The organism is Pseudobacteriovorax antillogorgiicola (assembly GCF_900177345.1).
GTDB classification, from domain to species: domain Bacteria; phylum Bdellovibrionota_B; class Oligoflexia; order Oligoflexales; family Oligoflexaceae; genus Pseudobacteriovorax; species Pseudobacteriovorax antillogorgiicola.
Map to the genome: position 1 here is coordinate 24,535 of NZ_FWZT01000035.1, position 25,057 is coordinate 49,591.

Genomic DNA, 25,057 nt, shown 5'->3' on the forward strand with positions numbered 1-25,057 from the left:
TGCAATAATAGAATAATTAAAAATCCAATGCGTGATTTGGGAGCGTAACTATGATCAGCTACGAGAAAATATGCGAGCTTAACGATGACTTTAAGCAGATCAGCGAAGAAACTATTTACGATTTCAACGAAGACGAAATCAAGGATCACATTGTTTCCATCGATGGGCAGATACAAATTATCACTCGGATCAAGAAAACCATTGGCGATGAATTCACTTCGTATATTAAGAAGCTGCGAAAGCAGAAAGAGAATATTCAGGCTGAGAACCTTCGTAGGAAAAAAGAAGAGGATAACGTCGAGATCCTAGAACTGAAAGCCTCTTGATGGGCCTATTGCGTAAGAAACAAGGCCTCGGCCTCACTATTTTAAAGGATTAGGATAGCTATGAGTATTATTGAAGTTAACGCCAAGTCAGTGCAGGTAGAAAACGAGAATCTACTCGTTGACCTAATCAAGCTGGGCGATGAAGAAGGAATGCTATTAACAGAGGCAGCGAGAATCTTCGAAGTTCAAGAGACTGCGATTTGGCAACACCTCAAAAGACACAATTTGGAATCCTCACAGATTGTCAGGACCAAGCTAAAAGAGTTGAGAAATCTAGGGGTTATAGGGCAAAGGATCAACCGCGCGACCTTTCTCCCCAAGGAAACCATAAGGGCGTTAGCTAAGGTCATCCATTCCGATTCGGCCTGGGCAATTTACAATCAACTGTGGGCCGTGGCAGAAAAAGCCTACGAGTTTCATACAAGACCGACAAACAATATTGAAGTCCTCAGGGGAATGCTTGATGAGATATCTAGCCAGAACCAACGCCTCTCCAATGTAGAGCATAGAGTCGAGGTCGAGACTCCAAGATTGGTTGAGTCTAGGATCGAGCAAGCACTAACTGACCATCAGACTTTTCCTGATGACTGCATAAGAGTTGGTGAGATCTTAACCGACTATTTTCCTGGGGTGGCAAGGGCTAAGGTCATGACCTATCTCAATGCTCTTGGCCATCCGAGGGGCAGCCATGTCCATATTGATGACAATGGCCTGCGCACGGTTTCCCACCCTTGGAAGGAGAGCGGTCTAGGTGCAGCTGCGGATAAGCTTTTCTCTGAGCGAAAGGTCTTAAAAGAAACCGCCAAAACCATCATATGGCATCACCCTCTGGCGGGGACGATGCGAGAATACAAGTATTAGAGTCAAAAACCTATTTGAGGAACCTGTTGCCTGATATCTCATTTACTGTTCCTGTCGAACCAACCCCGAAGAACTCCACCAAGTGGGGTAGGGGAAGGGCCTACACTCCAGCAAAGGTCCGAAACGCGGCGCAAGCCATTAGAGATTACATCAAAGAGAACTACCGCGGAGCCCCACTAGACGGGCCCCTTGGCTTAGATGTTGTTTATTACCGTCGTAGGCCTGCTTCGAAAAGAAAGTCCAAGGTTTGGGCAGATACCAAACCCGACGAGGATAACTATACGAAGCTCTTCAAAGATGCACTAGAGGGGATTTTATGGACGAACGATTCGCGTATCTCAGATGGGCGGTACCGAAAGATGTTTACCGATGGACCGGGAAGGATTGAGTTTAGACTATGGCAGCTTCAGGAATAGAGACGTTTCTTTCTACCATTCCCGGTGGAGTTTTCACTCTCGGCACGACGGGTCTTGGGACTGTGGTCCTAGTATCGCGGCTTGTTGTTCAGGATGTTCTCAGACGTGAGATCGATGAGGTAACCGAAGAGATCAGTGCGCTCAAGCAAAAGATCGCCGCTGCTGAACCAGTCTTCAATGCGATGGCTGGTGTGATCGAGTCTCTTCAGACCCTCAATGTTCAGGTTGCTGAAATTCGCCGCGAGATGGCTGTTCGGAATGAGCGGCGATAGATACGCCTTATGTTCACAACCACTGGTTGTGAAGTTCCTAAAAAACTTTAAAAAACTTTAACTTACAGTGAGAAGAAACATGACAAGTTTAGAAAAATCATCATTTATCGAACCCAGCCCCAAGCCTGAGCTTGATGGGAAGCTTGGCCTTTATGCTAGTGAGATTGCAGCTAGCCTAGGAATTTCAAACTCAGACTTGCGAAGGAAGCTAACTAAAAGAGGGCTTCTAGATGAGCTGGAGTTGAATAATTTGACAGCCCTGACATTTGTCAGGGCTAATGATATTAATGGCTTGCCCTTCCAAGAGTATGTCTTCACTGTGGACGCGGCGAGATTTATTGTCGCTCGTTGGAACAATGCTTTGGGCAGTGCTTATCTTTCTTTTCTGGTCCGAACACATAGTCAAGTAGAAGCTTTGGAAGAGCAAGCACGGCATGATCCGGTCTCGGCACAGCTAGCAGCTATGCTTCAAATGCGAAAGCATCAGCTGGAGCAAGATGAAAAGATCAAGCAAATCCAGCTGAACACATCGGACGAGGCCATTGATGTTAAAGTCAGAGCGGCTCTCTCCAAGGAAGACGAATTTCCTAGCGACTGCATGACGATTTCCGAAATAGCTGCAACTCACTTTCCTGGGATATCGAAAGAGATCGTTCGAGGTGTATTAAGCGGTGCGCACCATCCAAAAGGTCATTTCCAGCATAAAAATGAGAAGGGTGAGACCAATATGTCTCGGCCCTATAAAAAGGCTGGGCTTGAGTTTGTGGCTAAGCGTTTTTTCGATGAGGCGAAGATTGTCGAGGAAACACCAAAAACAATTATCAGAGTTCATCCAAGGGTGGGCGGTAGGATCTTTCAGTCAAAGGCGAAAATGAGAGCTGGTTGAACCGACAAGTCTCTCAATATGGCAGCGGAAGCATTTGGTGCCCTGACTGAAAACCGACATCAACCCTAAGCAGAAATATATTAATCAAAGGAAAAGCAATGGAAGCAGAAATAGTATCGGTAGATTTTGTGAATTCAAAGCCAATCAATCTTGACGACAAAGTCAACCTTAGGGACATCTATCAAACTCTAGCAGAGAAAGGTGGAATAGCGACAAGTATCGACTTCAACAAGTGGGCTCACAGGAAGCTTCAATACTATACTGAAAACATTGATTATTTCTCGTTCGACAAAAATGTCGAACGAGAAATTGGAGCCTCTTATCGAAAGGAAATTTCTACCACAGTTCAAGTTGCAATGGAGATCATTGCCAACGGCCATAAGGAAGCAGGGCATGAGATGCGCCGATTTTTGACTGAGTGTATCAAGCTATCGATGAAGGAGAGAAACGGTAGTTCACTCATCGACTCGGACTTGCTGTTAGACCTTGAGAAAGAGTTAAAAGGCCACTCTGTTCCTGTGGAAAGCATTTCAGAACTATTGTCTTGCTACAATGCCAAGAAAACCGCCGAGAAGAATCTTAAGCTTGTCCTGGCTTCACTCCCTTTGTCGCCTGTTCTAGACGGTTACATCAAACCCAGGCTATCTAAAGGATCGAGCGGATCAGGAAAGCCGATGACTATTGGTGCGATTTCGAGAATGTATTTTGAGGGCTTGCCAGAGTTTGTTGTTGGCGCCTTTCTTCGCGAGAGCAATCAACCCAAAGCCTCAGATGGCCCGAAGGCTCGGTATCTAGATCTGGATCTTGGCGAGGCAGCTAGTGTCTTCTTTGATGATGTCACCTACCTAAAGGAGCACAAGGGCAGGCACTACTACTTTAGCAGCTGGATCGGCAATTTCAGTGCTCCTATCAGAGTTAGTAGAACATGTGACCGCGATCCCGTTTGGGCTTCTGAACAAAAACGATAGCTTAGCGTCTACTGGAGTCCATGCCATCAGTACGGGACAGATTGTCCTGTCCACCCGAAAAGAGCTATTAGAACATCATGTTATCCATCCAAAGTCAGTCATGACTGCGGGACAAATTGTCTCGAAGTCCCAGTAAATAAGCTTAATAACAAAGGAAAAAGCAATGAATAGTCTGATGCAGTTTTTCACATACGATCACCTTCCAACACGATTGCAGAGAATCTCTAAACCGTTCTGCGATCTCGCCCAGGAGCTGGAAAAGTTACCTCGCAATCCTGAATCGACGGCTGCACTTCGAAAGCTTCTTGAAGCTAAAGACTGCGCGGTTCGGGCAACTCTCTTTGTAGAAACCAAATAGGAGGCGCGTCGTCTGGTCACAACCATTGGTTGTTAGCAAGCGAAAATACCCTAAAAAACAGAATGTTATATCGAGTAAGGAAAGAGAAGTAATGACAATGCCACCCAAGAATTTCCCAGCCCCAAAGCTGGCTTTTAATAACAACATGGAGAAAAAATGGTTCAGAAACACGGAACAAAGGAGTTAACCGAAATGCTATCACTGGTTGCTGCGATTACAAAGTTCATCTACGAGGAGGCAAGGGGCGACGGTCTAAGCTACACCGATATCGCAAAGCTCTTGCTGGATGGTGACTTCCAAAGAAAGCTTGCCGTTGCTGTTTCGGGAATTACACTAGTAGATGATGAGATTCTTGACCTTGATGGGATCGAGGGTATCGGCTTAGCCAGATTCCTGCTCGATACTGCTGAAGACATCATTTCCACACCAATCGCAGCTTAACCTAAGGAGCTACCAGATGCTGTCACCCATTCACAAATCCTATCGATCCAAACGTAAGTTTGCAGCACTGACACCATTTGCCTGGAAGATGTTTGGCTTTGGTCTTGCGATTGGAGTGGCAGCATCCTTAGCCCTTTTCAATGTGTTCATGGGAGAAAGTAATTGAACCCAATCATCGCGGGGATCGACCCTGACGAGGAGTTTGACCTGGTGGAGCGATTCACTAGCCGCTTTGGGCTTAGCGGTTACCATCGACTCGTTCTGGAGTATCTGCTCCATGGGTATCAAGACACCGAAATCTCGAAGGCTCACGATGTCCCTCGACGTAGAGTTCGTGAGTGTATCAGGGAGGTCCGGCAGAGGGTTGGGGCAAAGAACCGGGCAAGGATCATTGAGAAGTTTCGGCGGTTTGCTTTGAATCAAGTCTGGATCTAGCCAGACCCTTCAAACACCATAAATATACGTAGTCTCGAACTTTTCTCAGAAATGACTTGCAAATGGTCGCAATTGCGACCATGATGGTCTGTAGGTTCTCAATACCGGAGAGAATATGGAAGTCCTTCACACATCGCCACAGGTAATCGAAGAGTTTCACAGTAAAGGCCTATTTGGTGAATTTCTATGCTTTTCACAAGATGAATATCTTATGGGCGATGTCAAAGCTGTTTACTCAGTGGAGCTTGACGACTCTGACGTTATAAGAGCAAGGTCTTTGTTCTATGTCGATGAAGCAGATAAGCTTGATGCTATCGTCAAGAAGGTCATTGATGCTTGTCCAATCGAAATAGACGAAGAAGAAGCTCAAGACCTACTCGACGAATCTTCTAGCTATTACGATTTAATCTCAGAGAAGTCAGAATCGCAAGACTATGAAAGTACCGCCGAGTTTAGCTGGTGGTTACAACTAATGACGGCGCAGTGTGCCAAAGCATTGGGTTATAAAGCTTGTTTAATGGAAGATGAGCAAGGCGCAGTGTATTTTGTGGACGTGACTCAGGTGCAGCCAACATTAAAAGAGCTTCGGTAGTAATCCCCCGAAATCAACTCTAATACGGAGATCCAGTGACTAATTTAGAACTAAAACAGATAAGAAAGTTGCTATTCCTCGAAGTTAACGAAGCTGCAGAGATAGTTGGTAAATGTGAACCTAGAACGTGGCAGCGCTGGGAGAAGGGTGATCGCAAGATACCTCTCCATGTTATTGAACACATGCAACAATTAGCTTTGATTCGCCAGGATCTGCTCGAAGTAGAATATGAAGAAGGCGATCCTATGTATACCTACTTTGAAGACTTTTCTGAGTTTAGAAAGAAGACTAAAGCCGGTCCTCTGAAATGGAAGATTGCTCAATCGGTTTCTGCGCAGATTGCAGCTGAAGATAATGCGCTCCGCTGGAAGGAAACTGAGATAATTGAGCAAGATCAAACTTAGAGAGGATGTTCTATGCCAGTACCTGGAGATACTTATTCAAGCTTAACTCTGATTAGGGAAGTTGGTTCGGTCAAACATGGTCGAAACAACGTAAAGGTATGGCTATGTCAATGCACTTGCGGAAGGCAGCTTGATGTCAATCAAGCCTCTCTAGTAAAGGGAGAGGTCCCTGCATGTAAAGTCTGCCGTCGGGGACCTTGTGTGATATGTGGATCAGAGATCGAGAATGAATCATTCAGTGTTAAGCGAAATACGTGCTCTGAGGAATGTCGAAAAGAGCAAGCTCGACGAAAGTCTCTTAAGGCCTATTCGAAAAAGGTATTAAAAGCTCCAGCTCACAACCGAGAGATTTACCAGAGACGCCTCGAAAATGACCCAGCTCATAACAAAGAGCGTTACGCCCGTATGAAGGAGCGAGAAAAAGATCTCTCCCAAGAAGCAAGGGACGCTATCCGAACTAAAAGGAACCGCGATAGCAATAATTGGAGGAGATTGTGGCTAGAGGAAATTAAAGAGAAAGACCCTAAGAAGTATCAGGAGTGGCTAAGATCGAGCCGCAAGCGCAGAAATGAGCACTATAAGAAGAAAGAGCTTCTGTCTTTTATGGCGTTGTCAGAAAAACTAAAAAGCAAAGTAAAAGGAGATCAAGATGAAAATGACGTTACGGAAAGTCGGTAAAGCTAGGCTTGCATCAATGTCTACTGATGACCTCAAGAAGCATTTTTCTAGGGCCCTTGAGGTAACTGCTGATCATCTGAATTATTTAGCATCTATCTGGCAGGAGCTTGAGACAAGAGGCGAGGATCTTAGTGATTTAAGGTCCAGCTTATCAGTCTACATTAAAATGATTGCCCATAAGAAGATTGACGCTCATGCTGTCGTTGAATTTGCTGGACAGAAAACACTTTTGAATGCTCTATCGGGCCTGCCACTTGATCAACAAAAAAGCCTCCTCGAAACCAAAAGGGTGGATGTCCTCAATCGCGAGACCCTTACCAAGGAAAAAGTACCTTTAGCTGAGCTTTCATCTGCTGATGTTAATATGGTTTTTGGCGGCGGCAAGATTCGATCAATAGCCGAGCAGAAAAGTCTTGTAACCTCTATCGCGAAACCTGCTAAAAAAGGTCGTCGACAACCTAGAAAAATTACCAAGGTGGGAATGGACATCGAGAGGAATGTAATCGAGGTCAATGAAGGCAGGACAAGAATAGATCTAGATGCGATTTGTAGCACTCTCAAACATAACTTGACGAGAAGCGAACTAAAGGATCGGTTAGGGATCTAGGGGGTAATATCGTGAGTGGATCCTCATTCGACAAAAAAGTCGAACGAGCAGACTCTAAGAACGCTAACAGGGGAGCTTCTTACGAGTGCTAAAAGAAACACGCGTAACAGAGACGCTTCTTACGATTACCAAAAATGATAATTGTAAATTCTGCCAACAAGAGACTCCAAAATGTCTTCCCTAAAATTAAAGTATTGTTCTGAAAATATTGACTGTTTTACGATCCACAAAAAAGTGGACGTAAATTATCACCGGGTTTAGGCAACATAATCCTCATTCCGCAAAAATGCGGAACGAGCAACCTGACAGTTCAGATGGACTTGAGGATGCTGCCAAGAATTTTTTTGACGAACTAACGCTACTGAAGGAAACCCCGAAATGCTACTTCTGGCATCACCCAAAGGTCGGGACGATGCGAAAGGATAAGAGCTTGGCTGTTGTTGGGTAGTCGGAGGCCAGCTCCTATTGTGACTAGCAATAGTATGAACTCGAATGGTTCCCATCGCAATCTTTTTGCACAAACCTTCGGCTGTATGGTGTCTTGAGTTGGGATTGTTCGATAAAAAATGGAGGCCAGATAGCCTCCACTCGTGAATCATCTTGGTAAATGATTGGTAATGACGCCTCATTAATCGAAATCTGTCTAAAGAAATTTAGACTTTAGTTCTTACTTTAGAGTAAAAATGCTAGAAAAAGGAGGCTTGAGAAACCTCCAAGAACTAGCCTGATGACCATGAGCAGGGTTCGTCGGTCTTCTCCTACAACAAATTTATTCTTGAATTATTGTGATATAGTAAGGTGATAAGTGATTAAAATCACACCTCAAACCGATGATCTATCAGACATCAAAGAAGACATCACCAAGGACACCGTCTCAGCCCTTTCAAGGGAGGCAGCCGATGCTGCTTGCTGTAAGGAGGAGACTCTCTAAAAACGGTGAGATGCTAGAGCGAACGTTTTTAAAACATTTATCTCTAACCTTAAGTCATAACACTGTGCATCTCTAGCAACAATTCATAGGTCTTATCCACCATAATAGAAATGCAACTGTTGCATCAGAAAGCGTATATTAACAGATCGAATCTATAGTACCAAGAATACTAGAAAGCATCTTTCACTATTCACTCGTGGCTTTGATGATGAAAATGCGATAGTTTTCTATGTATCTGAAATATTTGGTAGGTACGAAAGTTGCTTACAATATAAGTAAGAAAGCTAGTCCCCTATCGAGCTGAGCTAATCTCATATTCGCCCTAATAGTAAACTCTAGGCATCAAGTCCCAAATGTTCTAGAGTTTGCTCAATCTCTACTTTGACCTCTATCACTGCGCACAATCTCCGATCGAATGTCATCACCTGAAACGAAATATCAAAGTAATATACCTTCTCAAGTCCGCTGAATCTTGAATACTAAGGAAAACCATTGGTAGTTGATACTCCAAATCTTAACGAACTCAAGGAAGAAATCACCCGCGACACAGCCAAAGCCCTTTCAAAAGCAGCAGCTGATGCCGCGCTTGCAGTCAGAGAAGAACTCCCTAAGAAGTTCACCCTCCGCAATGGCTATGTGAAACGAGGCATTCGCTACCGCAAGGCCTATCCTGATCGCCCCTTTGCTGAGGTCTATTCTCGTGATGCCTTCATGACAAAACAGGAGGATGGTGGAGCGTTCTCCAAAGGTAGCCACCGCTTTGCGATTCCTAAGGGGGTGCGGAGTTCTGAAAAGTCACTGGTCCCAAGAGCTAAGAAACCGCGCTATATCCTCAATAACAAGGACCGGATCTTCAAATCCTCGAAGAATGATCCAAGGAACCCCAATCCTGGGACTGAAGGCATCTATATGAGGATCAGGAACAACAAACGTCTGAAGCTTCTCTATCTGCTCACAGGTAAGAAAAGCTACAAGCCTCACTGGGAGTTTGAGGAGACGGTTGAGAAGGAAGCGATGAAGGGCTTTCGCGAGTATATGGAGTGGGGAGTCTAAATTTTGAGGATTCAAAACCTATTGCATCCCTTTCGCAGAAAGTATAATCATCCTCACTCTAGGCGATCAACCACCACGAGGATTATGGATGGATCTGAAGTATCATGATGAAGTCGCAGTTTTTTCTACCAAGTATTCATTAACTAGGCGTGAAAAAGATGTGCTACTACATCTTGTCAATGGGGTGTGCAGCGGAGAGGAAGTTTCTGAAAGCCTTGGTCTTTCGCCGAATACCGTTAGGATTCATTTTAAGAACTTGTTCTTAAAGCTTGACGTTAATTCTAAGCCCGAGGTTCTTGTCAAGTTTTTGCACTTCGTTGTACGTTAGAACTCACCATAACCAAGCCAGATCAGGCCAGCAACCTCACTTCGAAAGCTTGCTTGAGAAGAACCGAGACGAATCATTACCCCGTAAACCTATAATCTCAATGTATGCTAAAATTCCCAAAGAGTCTAACGTACTACATGAAAACTATATTTAAGAACTCATAAGGAGTCCTCTGCAATGAATTTTCTTGTCGTAGACGATGATGAGGAAGTTGCGCTAGTCATCTCTGAGATGTTTAGAGATTTAGGTCATGATACATATATTGTTGCCACTGGTATGGAAGCTATCCAGGTTTTAGGGGATGAGTCTTGTTTCTTTACGGTTGATGCAGTATATACAGACATCATGATGCTTGAAATGAACGGAATTGATCTAGCACATGAAATAGTGGCTATAGATCCACATATGCCAGTGATAGCTGTCTCAGGGGCTAGCTTAGAATCAATTGAAAAATTCGAATTGAACAACGATTTGTTTTTTCATCTACTGAGAAAACCACTATCAGAAAGTGACCTGAAAACTTCGATCCAGAAATTAGTGGCCTTTTACCCCTTGACCCAAAAAAAAGATAAACGTTGAGATCAGTAGTCTATTAGGTGGAGATTGACGATGTAGAGAGTGGCTTTTTGGAGCGTCAATACCCTCTTTAAGGCTAGTTGCTACCTCAAGTGACCTACTGAGCGACTCAGAGCGTCGGTGACTTTAGAAACCTACTAAGTTAGCTTGACCATTCAAACCGGTACTACGTCTAGTGCCCGATGAGCTAATCTCCTCGACATCACCGTCATCTCCTGACCTAGCATTGGTTTAGAAAAGTTATCCCTAGTTACTCTCAATCAAAAGATAGTCAATATAATCAGTTGCATGCCAAATTCTCACCATAATGGTTTGTTTTTGAGACATACCAAATTCCCCTAATTGCTCTCGTAGCTTGATTCTATTATGCCTCGTTTAGAAATTCTGGTTCTACTTAACGAGGATAAGATGTCCAAGTCTCTCATACTGCTAGGAAGCATGTTGTTTAGTGGGTCCTTGATGGCTTCAGTTGGCACCATCAGTAGCGAGCTTCGCTGTACGGCCTTTGCGGTCTCTAACAACGAAGTCATGACAGCAAAGCACTGCTGGAGCCCAGACGTTGGTGGGGTCTTCACCTACGACGAATACGAACATCGTATTGTGGGAGTTACAGAAGATTACCCGGAGTCTGATGTAGTGCGGCTTGAGGTCGATGGCTACATCTGGGAGTACCTAGAGCTCGAAACTGAAGTTCTGACTGTAGATAATCAAATCTCTATGATTGATCGGCATGGCAATGTTCAACAGTCAGAGAAATACGGTTTCCTTAATGTTGATGTAGATGGTGAGGTCACCGTTCAGGATGGTGTCTTTGCTCACGGTATTCCAGCCGTTCCTGGCAATAGTGGATCTCCCATTTTGAAGGACGGAAAAGTTGTAGGCGTTCACCTTGGCAAGGTCGGGCAGGGCATGTTTTATGCTGCCGATGTGTCAACGCTTGGGTATGTGGAACATAAGTTTGCTGCTGATAAGCAGGCGATTCAGGTGATTCCCTTCATACTTAAAGCCGGTAGGGCATGTTATTCAGCCCCGCAATGTTGGGGAGCTGTCGCTGGCGCAGCGGGCTATATTGCTGGTTTAACGAATACAATGATTGATAACTATCAGCAAACACAAAGAGAGCTAATTCTTCAGCAAATGAAGAATGAGGAAGGTCAAAAAAATAGGGATCACGAACTTTTGAAACTTGAGAAACAACACGGTTACGATCTCCAAAAAGAGATTTTAAAGGCTCAGTTGGCTCAGAAAAACGGTAAAGGTAAAGATAAGGCAGATATTAAGCTCGATAAGCCGATACCAGGGCAAAATGGTCACACAATTTTTATCGTGCCTCGCGGTGGTGGCAGTGCAGGTAATGAACCTATTGGACCTATTAATGGCGGGCCCGGGACGATCGTCTACGAATGCGGATCTCAAAGATCAATTTGGAATGGTAAGAATCCAACAGTCTACTACGACCGCGATTGGTGTGTAGTGATTCACGGCGAATCCGAATACTCATTAAGCAATGACGAATTTCTAGCATCTCTGATGGGCGGCTCTATTATGAAAATATGGGGCGATAATTGGCGTGTGCATGGGATACCAGTTGTACCTGGTCAGCAAGAATGGCCTAAAATCGAGGCTTATCTGAGAAAGGCAGGTTTATACAAATACAATCTAAAAAGATTGAGAGCGAAAATTTTAGAACATCAGGGTCAAGTAGTTCAGGAATATTATAGACCCACGCCCCCTGGCAGTGGCGGTGGTATCGTTTCACCGCCGCCCAATCCAGACCCTGGAAAAGTAGCTATTCCATAGGAGATTCTTAAGAAGTGAAAAAGAACCGTAAGAAGATCAGAAAAGTATACATCGAAGGGCCGATCTACATCATCGGCTTTGGATTGATTTTTTCATTGTTTTCAGACGCCTATTCATGGTTTGAGAGCCTTACATCTTCGTTGCTAGTCATTCTTGGCTTGTTTATTGGCTACACAGGACGCGATATAGAGGTTCTCGATGGCGATACCGATCCAGTCTTGGGCGATCTGTTCAAGAAAGGCGAAACAGTTCCTGAAGAGTCCAGATAGACCATGATAGAATAGTTCAAAAAAGCACTTAGAGGTCTAGGTGAAACTATTCAATCGCTTCCTAACAAAATTCTCAAAAGACACCGCTCCCGGCCAAGACTCTCTAGATGAGAGCGATGGCGAGGAGCTTCTTCTTTTCTATCTCCGCACCAAGAGCGGTTTCGCTTCTGCAAGAAAATATGTAACCGCTCTTGATAGACCACGCCTTGTCGCTATTCAGTTCCTAGTTATTCCAGGGGCGCCATATGCCTCTATAGTTTTCGATCGTGCGATTCTTCTGATCGGCAAGCTTGATGAGCAGGCGAGACGTCACTACAAAGAACTTAGGTTTGCAGACGCCTCTGACGGAGAGAGCTTCATGAGTTCCCTAGAGGTCTTTATCGAAGTCATTGGGTGGACTGATGAGAAGTTACCTAGTGAGCACGAAAAGGCTCTTTTATATCGAGCATGGAGGGCCCACAGAAAAATGGGACGGGTTAGTTTACGTCGTCCCATTGATGATCTAGATGGCAAGAACCGCATCTTAAGCTTTGGTAGCCCTGGCATGTTCCCATTCACATTTTCGGAACTCAAGAAGCAGTTTGACCTAGAAAAACGGTGGTTCATTGCTGGTCGCTATCTGATGTTTACTTTTGCAGCCCAGAAGGATGGAAAGGTCTTATACTACACTGTACTTACGATCACCGGAAATGACCTGTTCGTGCTGAACTGCTTTAGCAACGATCGAGAAGTAATGGTTCATCGGGGTATTCTAAACGATATTTTCGAGAGCTTGACCCCAAATGGGTTCAAAAAGATATCTGATTACATGGTGCACTACGGTCGAAAGTTTCAGCTTTCTGGGCCTGAGAAGGCTTATTTGGTAAGCTACGTGGGAGATCTTTTCGATGTGGCCCGTGACGACCTTCTACTGAATCAAGCCAATAAAGCTGATGAATCGATGCTAGAAGAGTTGCGAGGGCTTCAGAAGGAAACCTCTTGGGAGCCGCTTATAGGATAGGGTGCTCCATAGTTGAAAGGTTTCCCCTCAGGAAGGTTGAGATTTAGCGAAGTACTTATGAAGTGAAGCTTTGGTTCGTTGCATACAATCCAAATCAGTAGTTTCTCAATTCTTGAATTTACGTTTCTAGCCATTCCGTTGACCCCCCTAAAACTTATAAGGGTGCTTACTTGGCATCTTATTGCAGTACATCTGAAACAACACGCCAAAACCTCCCCATAACAACCCACCGAACCCCCTAGGATCAACTAGCCCTCAAGCCAGTCTCCACCGGCCTTTCACGACAAAAGCCTTGACAATTCTGCATACTTATATCATAACATAACGTATCGTTATGAAACATTATTGAGTTACGTTACATATGAGAACCGGAATCAGCTTTGAAGACGTGGCAGCCGTCGCAGCTCAATTACGCAACAAGGGCATCAACCCAACCGTGAGACTGGTCAGAGCCGAGCTCGGCACCGGATCTTTTGGGACAATCACCGCCCACCTCAACGCCTGGCGTCACGGCGAAGACAACAAGGCCGACGCCAGCTATGTGGATACGCTCTCGGCGGGTCTTAAAAATGCCATCGCCAACGAGATCAAAGTCGCACTGGCGAAAGCCAAGGAAGATCTAAAAGCCCGGATCGAAGAACTCGAAAGCCATCTCGAACAATCAGCGGATGAAATCTCGCGCCTTGAAGATGAGCTTGATGGGGAAAAGAGAAAGCGCGGCGAGCTTGAAGTGGGGCTTAAAACCACCCAAGGGCAGCTCACAGCCCAGCAAGAGGAAAACCATAAGCTCCGCGATCGCATCGAAACGGCTACCGATGTCGCATCATCAGCAAAGATCGAAGCAGCAGAATCAAATGCTAGGTTCGAGACGCTTAAGGAGAATCATGATCGCTTATTAACGGAGAATGGCGAGCTGAAGGGTGAAGTCAAGGAGTTAGCCAAGGATGTATCGCGCCTTGAGCGAGAAAAGGCTGTGGTTGAGGCTAGTGCTAGAAGCTAACCGGGCTCTAAGATGCATAATTCATCTTTGCACTTAATCCTGATAATTTTGATCGAGAGTTTCGATTGTAACTCACAGTCAAAAGTCCAATAGATTAAATGATTAAAGACCTAATCATATGCCATATTTGCTTGTGAGGGAAATATCTCAAACCAACTCTCGAATTTCCTTGCCTTGCTCGTCCCTTTAGATTAGAAAGCCTTCACCTGCCCATTCTGACGGGTAACAGCAATGTATTTCTTAGATCCAAAAAGGAATGATAATGAAACGAGCTATGGCAAGCGCACTTGCTTATCTTATTTTCTTTGAGCCAGTTGTTCGGGCTGCACCAAATTTTAGACTAGCAGAGGAAAAACTTAAAAAGTTTAATCTTGGGGATCTTGATATTCATAGAAAACTGAACGTGCCAGGCGATAAGAGCCTGCGTATCGAAGGTTCATTCATCGGCACAAAGTCTTCAGGCATTGGCGGAGGACGAGGGCAACCCAATATCATCAATATCGGCGGTGGCTTTCCATCTGATGGACTCCCTGATTGGAGAAAACAGCCAAAGATATACAATAAAGGCTATAATCTAGGGAAAAGTGTGCTGGACGCCCTATACGAGGGGAAAGATCCTACTATCGCTTGTAATGCTCGACTAAAAGCAGTGGACCCCAAGAGATTTGAAAGGCTCGAATGGGAACTAGGAAAGAGTCTTCCAACTGTTGCTCCTTCACAACTTCCACTTGCTAGTTTAGGGTTGACGGCAGTAAAAGCTCCAGTGATGCGAGATGTAGGACAATGCTCAAACACTCACAAGAATGCTTGCCAAGAACTTCTCCAGAAGTCCTTGAACAACCCAAAGCAGATGGCTCTCCACTCAAAGTGCGATTCGAGAACAGTATCAAAGTTTGATAAACTGGTCGAAAAGTACGGCAAGGAAGTCGACGTATCCGACAAGATTGAATATCTTGAGCCATACATTCAGGACAATATAGAAGAGTACAATGATCTTGTAATTGATTCAGAAGGCAAGTTTCATTCCTATGAGACCTGTGATAATCAGTTAGAAATGACTAGGGATCTCATCGACGCTTTAGATGGAAATCCCAGCGCAAAGCTGGCTGATGTCGACTCCGACAAACTTTTGAGTATGCTCAAAGAGGTAAACCCCTCAGCCCACGAAGCCGTTTCTTGTCTTTCAAATCAGGATGGAAATCAGCCAATCGACTTAAAAGGCCACAAGGAGCCGACGGGTAGTATTACAGGCTCTTTGACTGGGATCGTCTATAGAGAAGACCACAAGAAAGAGGGCGGAATTTTCGCTGCCGGCGCAGCTTTTTGTGCTGCCAATGCAACTGCGTGCCTTGCGGCAGGAACTGCCATTGCTACCGCTTTGATTGGTGGGGCCACTCATATTTGGGGGGTTTATGTTAACAGAAACGAGGCACGAGCTGACCGAGAAATGCGTGACCAGCAGTTTCGATTTTCGAACGGGCTGGACTCAATCTACGGAAATAAGAAAGACTTGAACAAAGCATCTGATAACAAAACATCTGATAACAAAACATCTGATAACAAAACATCTGATAACAAAACATCTGATAACAAAACATCTGATAACAAAACATCTGACAAGAAGGCTAATAATCCTACCGATACCAAAGACACAACCGTTATAACGTTCGATCATCCCGATTACAGCAAACCGAGCGATGATACAGCCGTTAATTTGCGACAGCCAAAAATTAATCCCGCTGATCCTGGATATGATCCTCAGAATGATCGACCAATTAATAATAACCCGAACAACCTGCACTTTGCTAAAGGCACTACGAAAAAGGTTTGTGAAAGCGTCTACAGTGATTACTCAAACTCTAAATTCAAAGACATAAACATAGGCATAAGCGCTGTGGGACTTAAAAACGCGACTTTTAATAAAGAGTATTACCGCTCTATTGGGTTAGAGTCTGCCCCCGATGATTTCAAGTCTAATAGCTTTAAGTCTAAAAAATCATTCAACAATAAAAGTGCCTGTAAAAAGATAAGGACAACTCGTGGATAAAGCGATTGTTTTAATTGGCGTACTTGTTGCGACAAACATAATATTGGTCTCTTGTCTTATTGGCAAGAATATGGAAATTGCTTCTCTGGAAGCTGACAAGTCTCAGCTAGAGCAGGAGTCTCTTTGGGAGAAGGGGTATGATTCAAAGTACGGCATCAAGCCAGGCTGTGATGGAAAAGGTAACTGCAAGTAGATAGTTTACGCTCGATGGGAACTTCCCATCGAGTTTTCTTTCCAGGTTAATTTTGTATCGAAACTTCACTCCCACTACTCCCCCAAAACCTCCACATCAATAGCTTCAAGAAGCTGACGCAACTCTTTCTCTCCAAGGTCACGAAGCTTGTGATCCTAAAATAGAATATGGATTTTGTTGGACAGGATTGTCTATGACAATCAAAAATGACGTCTGATACTGTTAGCGAATGATATTCTACCTGTTGCTACCCGTTCAATGTCGCTTTCTTAGTGATAGAGGCAATTTGAGCTGAGGAATCCCTGTTGAATCTGTACACAGCTAGCTTCTTTCTCTAACAAGGCTTTGGCAGGCTGGCAGGCTGGGGTGATCTACTACCCCCCCGCATCAACAGCATTACGCCGCTTCTTGGGAAGGGTTCAGATCACCAGATACCTTTTCTTCATTCGGGTTGTCAGATCTGTTTTTAGCTGCAATCAGGCTTGCGATATTCTTATTGGCTTCTTGCAATTTTATATAACTACTGGTTACACTTTCCGAGACTTTATCGACTTCAAGAGACAGATCAATTTCTCGAGATGCAATCAGATTCATTTCTTGAAACGACGCTTCAACAGACTTTACTCCAACATTTTGTTCCTCTAGCGCCTGAAAAGCATCGTCAGTTGAGGATACCAGGGCTGAAATCTCCGCATTCATATTTCCAAACAACTCAGCGGCTGCTTGGGTAACACTTACGCCTCGGTCGATACTATTTAGGATTCTTTGAGAAATATTTTCAACATGCCTTGTACTCTCGCTCAGCAAGTCATCAATAGACTCGGTGCAACTGCTGCTAAGGTTAGCTAGTTTCGATATCTCATCCGCAACGACGCTAAAACCTTTTCCTAGCTCTCCAGCTTGCGACGCTTCAATCGAAGCATTTACCGATAACAGTTGAGTTTTAAAAACAATCTCGTGGATAGCTTTAGTCTCTTTGTCGACCTTGTTCATAATCTCACTAACGTTTCTGATCTCGCTAGCTGCGCTTTGAATCGTCTCAATAGCAGAAAGTAAGCTATCGATATTTCTATTTGATTCGGTGACCTTTACTTTGAGACTTTCAGCTCTGGTCTGCATATCTTTAAATTTTTCGAAGTTACATTTATTAATGGAGCTTATTTCAGCCATAGCACTGGTCGTATGGGAAAGTGCAGCCTTTGTGTCGTTGGACACGTTTCTTAGAGAGCTACTAGAATTAACCAGAGAATCAATAGCGCCCCCCATTTGCACCGTAGTTTCATCAAGATATCTTGCATTTACTTCAAGTCGTGTATTCAGAATGGAGGAGGATATTTTTACTATACCTATGGCCATCAGTAGAGATCCAAAGGCAATGACCATGATTTTCATTTCAGCCTTCTTCTCGTAGTTTCTAATTTTTATGCCAGTCTGTAAAGTATAGGTCTCAATGTCAAAAAGTATGTTTTTTGCAAGCTTACTAAACTCCCCTTGGGATGCGTCAAATCTATCTAGATCCTCTCGATTTAATGACTTACGCTGAGATAGGCTCTCATATATCTTTTCAAGTTCTCTTTTTGAAGCACCTAAAACTTCACCTAAGTTCGATAACTTTTTAACCAACCCGCTATATTCTGCCAGTGCAGCTTCGTTGTGAGCAAGTTCAACTCCTTCTTTTGAAAGCTCCAAAGCTGCTAGTATCAATTCCTCTATTTCGCTAGATAGCCTTTTGGATTCAGCTACCGCTTTTGAAAGGCTTGTCTCGTCTCCCAACGATTGATAGATGATTGCTCTCTCCAACCAGACAACTTTTTCCAAGTGCTTGAGTTCCATGTCCGATATTTTCTTGATTAAAGGAATATCTTCTGTAACGAGTTCGTTGATCTGGATGCCTAGGCGATTCATGTAGAATTCTGAAACTATACTTGTGGCAACAAGAGCCATCAAGAGGCAGGTTGCGATCAATGAAAGGTTAAACTGTACCGACTTCTCGACTAGATACAGTTTTATCCTAGCCCTTTTTAGAAAAAGCCCAACTAAAATCGCCACGATTGGAATTAGGACAACCGCTAAGTCTTTGAGAATATTCCAGGTAGAGAGATCTTCCATCATCATTTTCCTTTTATTCGCTGATAAACAATCAATCCAAAAATAAATGATCTTTGATCGTTATCAGCGATTTCTTCAGAAGTTGTTTGCGTGTATATAGAAAAAAGTTGATGGCAAATTCTATATCAACGAGTCTCCGCTAGACTAAGTGAAAGCGTATGATATCGATCAACAATACCATCGGTAATAATCTTTAAATGTTTATAGTTGGAAGATGCGTCTATTATTGGTGGCTCCATTTCTCTGCTGCACGCGCTGCAAGCTAGACAACTCTAGATCATAGGTAAAATTCCGAAAAACATATTATTTTATTCCAATCGCTTGACTTCCAATATACCCTATACTATAAATGCTATTGGGTCCTTCTATGATGCCTGCCTCTTGGGTGGATGGCCAACTCAATCCTCTCTCTCAACAAGCAAAAAATTTTGACTTAACTACTTAACAAATCGAAACATGCATATTTTGCGAAACCCTTTCTACGACTGTGCATATCTCGTTTTTTCTACACTGAAAAAAGTTAAGTAGAGAGTGTTTTGCCTTAACCTTTTTGAGAGGACATTTCTTATTGCAGAGGGACGTAAGTCAGGCCGAATTTGCCAAGCTTATTGGTGTTTCTAAAGCTGCTATTACCCAGCAGATATCCAGCGGTAAAAGGCTCAATAAATCGATCAGCAGATCCAATGGCAAAGTATCAATTGATATTGTGAAAGGTATTTTAGAGTGGTTCGGCAATGCCGATCAAACCAAGTATCGCAAGGGACAGCAAAACCATTCCGATCTAACCAAGCTCTCCGAAGGCATCATGGATCCTAAGGACTCCAATGCCATGAAGATTCACTATTCCGCACTTAACGAAAAGCTCGAATACGAATCCGAAGCGAAAATTCTAATGCCCAAAGAAAAAATTAGGAACGAGGTGTTTCAAAGCTTCAGAGGTCTGAGGGACAATCTCCTCAACACACCCAATGAAATCAGTGGTGACCTTCGTCGCTCTATCGATCGTTTTCTTGATGATGAGTTCGGAGATAACACATCGACCAGGCTATCGAAGGATGTGGAGACGATTATCACTGAAGCTCGTCGGTCCATGGCTGGAGAGATTAAAAAACTCCTATCAAGTCTTTCAGATGCGATTGAGGAGGTGAGTCGTGCTTGATCTCAACTTCAAATTTAAGAGCGACGAATACGGTTCAATCCTACCTGATATCGCTTATGCCCTAAGACCCAATCCCGACATCACCATTGCCGAGCATGCTGAGAAGAACTTATACTTGATCCCTGGCAAGAACCCCTTTCCAGGTCTTGTGGACTTTGACCGAACTCCATATCTGTACGAGATCCTTTCAGCTCTGATGCCTGATAACGGCATTGAAAAAGTTGTTCTCATGAAGGGCTGGCAAACTGGTGGTACCTTAGCAGGTTTGGCCTGGATGCTGTGGGTTATGGATGCCGCTCCTGCGCCGATGCTAATCGTCCAGCCTAATGATGAACTTCGAAACAAGTTCTCAAAGCAAAGAATCAGCCCGATTGTGAGCAACTGCAAATCACTGCAGGGAAAGATCGAAGAGCTTGAACGTTACTCAAGTAAGAAAGAGGCCAAGGACACCCTGATTACCAAGCAGTTTCCAGGTGGATTTTTAAACCTAGGGACTGCGAAATCGGAGGTTTCTCTCCGATCTGATACGGTTCAGTTTGTGATGTTTGACGAGGTGTCGGCCTACGATGATGATTGCCAGGGACATGGCGATCCGTGTGGCATCGCCCTTGGCCGCACCTCTCATTATGATGGTCGAAAAAAGATCTTCTACATCTCAACTCCCACCATTCATGGCTCTTGCCGGATTGAAGAGGAGTATAACTTTTCAGACAAGCGCAAATACTTCATTAAATGCCTTAGCTGTGGGGAACCTCAGATTTTTGAATGGAAAAGGTTCTTCTTTGGCGAAGAAAGAGTCCACTATCGCTGCATAAAGTGTGAATACAAGCATTATGAGGAAGATAAGCCCGAACTACTAAAGCGGGGAAACGCCTCATGGCAGGCGACCGCTAACCCTGTAAACCCCAAGTCTGTGGGCTTTCATCTGCCTGCCCTCTATGCCCCCCTCGGAGCATGGTCTTGGGAGAGTTCTGTTGAGCAGTTCAAAAAGGGAAAAACCAACCCCCAAGAGCTGAAGGTCTTCGTCAATAACGTCCTAGGCGAAACCTGGGAAGATCGAAACATCAAAACCATCGATCCAGAAGACATCATGACCCTTGCCGAAGACTATAGCTTTGGTCCAGATGATCCACTGCCCCAAGGCATTGGAGCCATCACAGCAGGTGTTGATACCCATCCGAGTCACGTAGATATCGTGGTCCGCGGTTGGGGGCGGGATCTTGAAAACTGGATCTTAGACCATGTGGTCATCGAGGGCGATTCCAATAAGGATGAGATCTGGAGTCAGGTCTACCGCGTCCTTAGCCAGACCTATACCCACCACACCGGAGTCAAACTTAGGATCGCTGTAACCTGTGTCGATACGGGCGGCCACAACACCGAGGCCGTCTATAACTTCTGCCGGGGACGGCTTCCGGAGTTTATCTTGGCCATCAAGGGATCGAGAAACCCTTCAGCCCCCGTCATTGGCAACTCGACCAAGGTCAAGGAGCGGACGGTTGATCTTTTTCCTGTGGGAAAACTGGCAACCCATGGTCGTCTTTACTCCTCGATCAACCAGTCCATCGATAAAGCCAAAGAGATCAAGGAGGCCTTAAAAAATGGCAATCAGCTTATTTCCTATTCCGGGCCACAGGTTATGCACTTTCATAAGGGGCTTCGCGAGAGCTTTTATCGCCAGCTCACAGCCCCAAAGGCCAAGTGGGTAAGACAGGAGGGACAGATGATAAGAACCTATGTCACAACCGATCATGTGGCTGACCATGCCCACGATGCCATGCGCTATGCAGATGCGGCGTTTTGTTTCTGGGCTCAGGATATCAATTCCGTCTGCGATGATCTCGATGGGAGGGCCCAATCATGAAAAGCTATCGGGAGCAGCTAGAAGCTGTTGAGAAGGCTATAGAGGCTGCAGAAAAGAATCAGGAGTTTGAAATCGAAGTTGGCGGCAATCGAAGGCGGCACAAGAAAGCCAATCTTGCTGACCTCTACAAACGCGAGACCTTCCTAAGGCGCATGGTTGCAAGAGAAGGTGGCCGTGACATCATCTTAGGAGTGCCCGAGTGAACTACGAAGAAAGCCCATCAGGGCTGCTGCTGCCTCAATCCATGAGTCATAGCTATAAGACTGCCAATCCCTTCAATCGGATCGTAGAGAACTGGATGCCAGCCTCAGGGGATACCGACGAGGCTCTTCTTCCATCTCTTGAAGTGCTCCGGGATCAGTCCCGCGATCTTGACCGCAATGAATCCATTGCTCGGGGCGCCATCGAAAACATCACCAGCAACGTCGTGGGTGAGGGGCTTTGGCCTCAGGCAAAGCTAAATCATGAGATCCTTGAAATCTCTGAAAAGGAGGCTCGGGGATTTGAGGCGCGGGCTGAGAACCTCTTTAGGCTCCACGCAGAATCCACAGCCCTTGACTTTACAGGTAGGTCCACATTCCCCGAGCTCCTGGATCAGGTGCTTAGAAGTCAGTTCGTTGATGGCGACATTCTTGGGGTTCGTAGGGTCAAGGAGGTGCGAAAGCATGGCCTTCTCGCAACTGCCGTCCAGCTCATCCCGGGTGCTAGGCTTACTGATCCGCTCGACTATCAGGGGCGGCAGGATCTAAGGGAAGGCGTTGAGCTTGACCTTAATGGCGAGCCCATTGCCTATCACATCTTAAATCGCGGCAAATACCTTGGCGATCGCTATGCAGAGCTCAAGACTATGAGAGTTCCCCGCTACTCGAAAAGTGATGATATCCAGGTGCTTCACGTTTTCCATAGAAGAATGTCAGATCAAACCCGCGGCGAACCACTCCTTGCCCCAGCCCTTGAAAAGTTTAAGCAGCTCAGCCGCTACGCTGAGGCAGAGATTGCTGCCGCCGTGATCAATGCCTTCTATACGACATTTATCACGACCGAGGGCGTGAGCGTCCTCGACCAAAGAAGCTATGCCAATGAATACAGCGCCAAGGCTCCAAAGCAAGAAAGGTCAAGGGCTAAGCTTGGTCCCATGACCATGCTGAATCTTCTTCCTGGAGAAAAGGTCGAGTCACCGACGCCAGGCAGGCCTTCGCCCCAGTTCGAGGCCTTCTTTCAGTCAGTACTAAAGCAGATCGGGCCATCGATCGGTCTACCGTATGAAGTGTTGCTTCAGCATTTTTCAGCCTCCTACTCGGCAGCCCGAGCTTCACTGCTTCAGGCCTGGCGATTCTTTAAAATCCGCCGAAAGTGGCTTGAAATCCAGTTCTGTCAGCCTGTCTATGAGTGGGTGATTGAAGAGGCGATCCTTAAGGGGTTGCTTGATGCTCCGGGGTTTGAGGATCCACTTAAGAGAGCTACCTACCTAAAAGCTACGTGGATCGGACAGGAGATGCCGAGCATTGATCGCCTTAAGGATGCCAAGGCTGATGAGGTGGAGCTCGCGAATGGGACGACGACTCGTCGGGAGATTGTTGAGAGTAAGGGGAAGGATTATGATAAAATCGGTATTGAGACAGCAAAAGATTCAGCTCACTCAGAAAGGTTAGACTGAGAAGTATTGATCGCCTACTATAGTTTGCTCTTATGAACTAAGAGTCTAAAGTAAAGTAGGCTTTGCTAATTTCTAGATACTGCTCTTCCCCACCAACTCTAGCTTTTCCGCGCAAAGAAAATCGAATCTCAGATTGAGAAGCGCCAGTGACAGCAGCTTGAATCATTTCAAAGAAAAGTTGAAATACACGAAAGAATAGAAATATCGAAGCAATAAAGAAAAGGTTTGGGACAAATATCAGATAAGCTTGTTGGGTTTCCGAGAAAAAAAGTAGTGTTACATAGCAAACCATCGATACTATAAGTAACGCTTCAAGAATAATGTAGTGACTAATAATCTGCTGGGCGATTTCGGGGTTACCAAAAATCTGTGACAACCTTCTATTGTTCATCCCGACCATTGTGGTTAAGGGAGTAATGCCGAAAGCAAATAGGGTTGCTGAAATTCCGGCACATAAAGTGGCTATCGTTGAAAGAGTTTTTAGATGCGCTGCCGATGCGTAGTGAGCAAAAAGCAAGTTTAAAGGCGCCAAAAAAACGGCAATAAGCAATAGAGGCTTAACTATGGATACCAAAGTTTTCTTCATGCTGATCACCTTTCCTTGACGAGGAAAAAAGTAACGAAACAATTCGTTCTCTTATGTCATCATCGTCAAATTGATCATCAGTTATCAGAATCTCTTCATCTTTGAACAGATGTCCTTTGAGAAGATCAATTACCTGAGGAACCTTATCATAAACAACGTCTACTACTAAACGATTTTCTTTCTGATTAAGAATGGATTTCATGATGTAGCAATCGGTTCCTGTTATGTTTTTTAGCTCTCGTTCAAAATCCATGATTGTCTCTTTAGCTAATCCAAAACTGAGGTCAATATAGTCAGGAGCATGATCAGTAGAGAACCTACGAATGACTTCTAGGAGAGGAAGGCTTCTTTCAAACATGGAACGATCTTGTATCTGATTGCGAAATACCTTTACTCGAAGATTGATAAAGCGAGTATCTTTACTGCTAAGAATATTATGGATATCATGCCGGAGAATGGGGTGGAGTTCTATATAGACATCTTCTTTTTCTACCTGCTTTACTATATGGCTAAATAGTTTTCTGACCTGGCGTAGTGATGGCCCTCCTGAAACTTGCTGAATTATTACATCTGTGTGCTCGGAGGACTGACGTATACCAAAATACGACTTCTGAATGACTCCTTCACCACTCTCAAACTCAATTGGTTCCTCTGGAATTCTCGGCTTTCCCCGATAAAGGTTTGGATCAAGCTCGCCTTTCCTGATAGTTCCTGTGATTGAAGTTCGGTGGTCTTTGAGCTGATGTAAGTCCAGCCATCTTTTCTTCTGTGAAATGTAGGGAATATCAAATTTGAAGTTGATATATCGATCAAGGTATTGCTCAAAGGATCGGTACTCAGTATTGACTGCCAACGTTAATCTATAGAACTCAAAACGAACTTTCTTTGTAGTTTCAGTCATCGCATTTACCATTATGATAATTGATTTTTCGGTGACTTTTATCGTGATTGCCTATCTGTCTCAATACCAAACTTCTAGTTTTAAAAGATAGTGTTCGCACTTGATCGAAGAACTCAGAGGTTATGTGTATCAATAAAGCATAATCCTAATGCAGTCTCTTAAAAACGTAACTTAGGATCAAAAATCGCTGTTGTAATTTCACCCTATCTGCCTTATCGGCATTGATATCAATTGGTGCCTTGAGCTATACGCCACAATCAGTTGAACCAGGGTCAACAGTAATTGCCTCTCACCCCTTCCTTGGGCTTGAATATAAATCACTAGCTCGCTATCTTAGATC

At 44.5% G+C, this 25,057-nt stretch carries 31 protein-coding genes; 28 read left to right on the top strand and 3 right to left on the bottom strand.

The window, feature by feature from the left end; translation table 11 throughout:
* Positions 1–50: 50 nt before the first annotated feature.
* The 24 genes from B9N89_RS29115 to B9N89_RS29220 all read left to right on the top strand — a co-directional run bounded on the left by B9N89_RS29115 (position 51) and on the right by B9N89_RS29220 (position 16,441).
* On the top strand, positions 51–326 hold the full coding sequence (locus B9N89_RS29115) for a hypothetical protein (RefSeq protein WP_132325635.1): 276 nt from the start codon (positions 51–53) through the stop codon (positions 324–326).
* 60 nt (positions 327–386) lie between these two features.
* Positions 387–1,187, top strand: coding sequence for a hypothetical protein (locus B9N89_RS29120; protein WP_132325637.1), 801 nt, complete (start codon positions 387–389; stop codon positions 1,185–1,187).
* A 26-nt stretch (positions 1,188–1,213) separates the two neighbouring features.
* Positions 1,214–1,603 (top strand): RusA family crossover junction endodeoxyribonuclease, encoded by a 390-nt coding sequence (locus B9N89_RS29125; RefSeq protein ID WP_234996194.1) that lies wholly within the window; start codon positions 1,214–1,216, stop codon positions 1,601–1,603.
* Positions 1,585–1,875 (top strand): hypothetical protein, encoded by a 291-nt coding sequence (locus tag B9N89_RS29130; RefSeq protein ID WP_132325641.1) that lies wholly within the window; start codon positions 1,585–1,587, stop codon positions 1,873–1,875. The genes B9N89_RS29125 and B9N89_RS29130 overlap by 19 nt, the downstream gene beginning before the upstream one ends.
* A gap of 79 nt (positions 1,876–1,954) precedes the next feature.
* Complete coding sequence (locus tag B9N89_RS29135) at positions 1,955–2,761, top strand: hypothetical protein (protein ID WP_132325643.1); 807 nt, start codon at positions 1,955–1,957, stop codon at positions 2,759–2,761.
* 98 nt (positions 2,762–2,859) lie between these two features.
* Positions 2,860–3,729 (top strand): hypothetical protein, encoded by an 870-nt coding sequence (locus B9N89_RS29140; RefSeq protein WP_132325645.1) that lies wholly within the window; start codon positions 2,860–2,862, stop codon positions 3,727–3,729.
* 163 nt (positions 3,730–3,892) lie between these two features.
* Positions 3,893–4,087 carry a hypothetical protein gene (locus B9N89_RS29145; protein ID WP_132325647.1) on the top strand — a complete coding sequence of 65 codons (195 nt, stop codon included), beginning with the start codon at positions 3,893–3,895 and terminating at the stop codon, positions 4,085–4,087.
* Positions 4,088–4,243: 156 nt separating this feature from the next.
* A complete protein-coding gene (locus B9N89_RS29150) occupies positions 4,244–4,528 on the top strand; it encodes a hypothetical protein (RefSeq protein ID WP_132325649.1) in 285 nt (94 codons plus the stop codon).
* A gap of 16 nt (positions 4,529–4,544) precedes the next feature.
* Positions 4,545–4,694 (top strand): hypothetical protein, encoded by a 150-nt coding sequence (locus tag B9N89_RS31610; RefSeq protein WP_159455724.1) that lies wholly within the window; start codon positions 4,545–4,547, stop codon positions 4,692–4,694.
* Positions 4,691–4,963, top strand: a complete 273-nt coding sequence (locus tag B9N89_RS29155; protein WP_132325651.1) for a hypothetical protein — start codon at positions 4,691–4,693, stop codon at positions 4,961–4,963. Before B9N89_RS31610 ends, B9N89_RS29155 begins: the two co-directional genes overlap by 4 nt.
* 115 nt (positions 4,964–5,078) lie before the next feature.
* Complete coding sequence (locus B9N89_RS29160) at positions 5,079–5,555, top strand: AcrIF11 family anti-CRISPR ADP-ribosyltransferase (RefSeq protein ID WP_132325653.1); 477 nt, start codon at positions 5,079–5,081, stop codon at positions 5,553–5,555.
* Positions 5,556–5,590: 35 nt separating this feature from the next.
* Entirely contained in the window at positions 5,591–5,959 is a 369-nt protein-coding gene (locus B9N89_RS29165) for an Aca2/YdiL-like domain-containing protein (RefSeq protein WP_132325655.1), read from the top strand.
* A gap of 12 nt (positions 5,960–5,971) precedes the next feature.
* On the top strand, positions 5,972–6,637 hold the full coding sequence (locus tag B9N89_RS29170; RefSeq protein ID WP_132325657.1) for a hypothetical protein: 666 nt from the start codon (positions 5,972–5,974) through the stop codon (positions 6,635–6,637).
* Positions 6,609–7,244, top strand: a complete 636-nt coding sequence (locus tag B9N89_RS29175) for a hypothetical protein (protein WP_132325659.1) — start codon at positions 6,609–6,611, stop codon at positions 7,242–7,244. The genes B9N89_RS29170 and B9N89_RS29175 overlap by 29 nt, the downstream gene beginning before the upstream one ends.
* Positions 7,245–8,049: 805 nt before the next feature.
* Entirely contained in the window at positions 8,050–8,175 is a 126-nt protein-coding gene (locus tag B9N89_RS32215) for a hypothetical protein (RefSeq protein WP_268808947.1), read from the top strand.
* A 492-nt stretch (positions 8,176–8,667) separates the two neighbouring features.
* Positions 8,668–9,228, top strand: a complete 561-nt coding sequence (locus tag B9N89_RS29180; protein ID WP_132325661.1) for a hypothetical protein — start codon at positions 8,668–8,670, stop codon at positions 9,226–9,228.
* Positions 9,229–9,316: 88 nt separating this feature from the next.
* Complete coding sequence (locus B9N89_RS29185; RefSeq protein ID WP_132325663.1) at positions 9,317–9,556, top strand: helix-turn-helix transcriptional regulator; 240 nt, start codon at positions 9,317–9,319, stop codon at positions 9,554–9,556.
* A gap of 177 nt (positions 9,557–9,733) precedes the next feature.
* Positions 9,734–10,135 (top strand): response regulator, encoded by a 402-nt coding sequence (locus tag B9N89_RS29190; RefSeq protein ID WP_132325665.1) that lies wholly within the window; start codon positions 9,734–9,736, stop codon positions 10,133–10,135.
* 405 nt (positions 10,136–10,540) lie between these two features.
* Entirely contained in the window at positions 10,541–11,932 is a 1,392-nt protein-coding gene (locus tag B9N89_RS29195; protein ID WP_132325667.1) for a trypsin-like peptidase domain-containing protein, read from the top strand.
* Between the two features lie 14 nt (positions 11,933–11,946).
* Positions 11,947–12,201, top strand: a complete 255-nt coding sequence (locus tag B9N89_RS29200; RefSeq protein WP_132325669.1) for a hypothetical protein — start codon at positions 11,947–11,949, stop codon at positions 12,199–12,201.
* A 40-nt stretch (positions 12,202–12,241) separates the two neighbouring features.
* On the top strand, positions 12,242–13,201 hold the full coding sequence (locus B9N89_RS29205) for a hypothetical protein (protein ID WP_132325671.1): 960 nt from the start codon (positions 12,242–12,244) through the stop codon (positions 13,199–13,201).
* A 361-nt stretch (positions 13,202–13,562) separates the two neighbouring features.
* The gene (locus B9N89_RS29210) at positions 13,563–14,201 is read left to right on the top strand and encodes a DNA-binding protein (RefSeq protein ID WP_132325673.1); all 639 of its coding nucleotides are present in this window, start codon (positions 13,563–13,565) and stop codon (positions 14,199–14,201) included.
* 262 nt (positions 14,202–14,463) lie between these two features.
* Positions 14,464–16,248 (top strand): hypothetical protein, encoded by a 1,785-nt coding sequence (locus B9N89_RS31765; RefSeq protein ID WP_200820818.1) that lies wholly within the window; start codon positions 14,464–14,466, stop codon positions 16,246–16,248.
* A complete protein-coding gene (locus tag B9N89_RS29220) occupies positions 16,241–16,441 on the top strand; it encodes a hypothetical protein (RefSeq protein ID WP_132325675.1) in 201 nt (66 codons plus the stop codon). The genes B9N89_RS31765 and B9N89_RS29220 overlap by 8 nt, the downstream gene beginning before the upstream one ends.
* A 396-nt stretch (positions 16,442–16,837) precedes the next feature.
* Here B9N89_RS29220 and B9N89_RS29225 read toward each other — a convergent pair whose 3' ends face one another.
* Positions 16,838–18,550 (bottom strand): methyl-accepting chemotaxis protein, encoded by a 1,713-nt coding sequence (locus B9N89_RS29225; protein ID WP_159455725.1) that lies wholly within the window; start codon positions 18,548–18,550, stop codon positions 16,838–16,840.
* 568 nt (positions 18,551–19,118) lie between these two features.
* On the opposite strand from B9N89_RS29225, the gene B9N89_RS29230 reads away from it, so the two are divergent.
* Genes B9N89_RS29230 through B9N89_RS29245 form a run of 4 tightly spaced genes read left to right on the top strand, consistent with a single transcriptional unit; the run spans position 19,119 to position 23,230 of the window.
* Entirely contained in the window at positions 19,119–19,709 is a 591-nt protein-coding gene (locus B9N89_RS29230) for a hypothetical protein (RefSeq protein WP_132325679.1), read from the top strand.
* Complete coding sequence (locus B9N89_RS29235; RefSeq protein WP_132325681.1) at positions 19,702–21,573, top strand: phage terminase large subunit family protein; 1,872 nt, start codon at positions 19,702–19,704, stop codon at positions 21,571–21,573. The genes B9N89_RS29230 and B9N89_RS29235 overlap by 8 nt, the downstream gene beginning before the upstream one ends.
* Positions 21,570–21,776 carry a hypothetical protein gene (locus B9N89_RS29240; RefSeq protein ID WP_132325683.1) on the top strand — a complete coding sequence of 69 codons (207 nt, stop codon included), beginning with the start codon at positions 21,570–21,572 and terminating at the stop codon, positions 21,774–21,776. Before B9N89_RS29235 ends, B9N89_RS29240 begins: the two co-directional genes overlap by 4 nt.
* Positions 21,773–23,230 carry a phage portal protein gene (locus tag B9N89_RS29245; RefSeq protein WP_132325685.1) on the top strand — a complete coding sequence of 486 codons (1,458 nt, stop codon included), beginning with the start codon at positions 21,773–21,775 and terminating at the stop codon, positions 23,228–23,230. Before B9N89_RS29240 ends, B9N89_RS29245 begins: the two co-directional genes overlap by 4 nt.
* A 37-nt stretch (positions 23,231–23,267) precedes the next feature.
* On the opposite strand, the gene B9N89_RS29250 is transcribed toward B9N89_RS29245, so the two are convergent.
* A complete protein-coding gene (locus tag B9N89_RS29250) occupies positions 23,268–23,816 on the bottom strand; it encodes a hypothetical protein (RefSeq protein WP_132325687.1) in 549 nt (182 codons plus the stop codon).
* Positions 23,788–24,717: a hypothetical protein gene (locus B9N89_RS29255; protein WP_132325689.1), complete on the bottom strand. Its 930-nt coding sequence runs from the start codon at positions 24,715–24,717 to the stop codon at positions 23,788–23,790. The genes B9N89_RS29250 and B9N89_RS29255 overlap by 29 nt, the downstream gene beginning before the upstream one ends.
* Positions 24,718–25,057 lie beyond the last annotated feature (340 nt).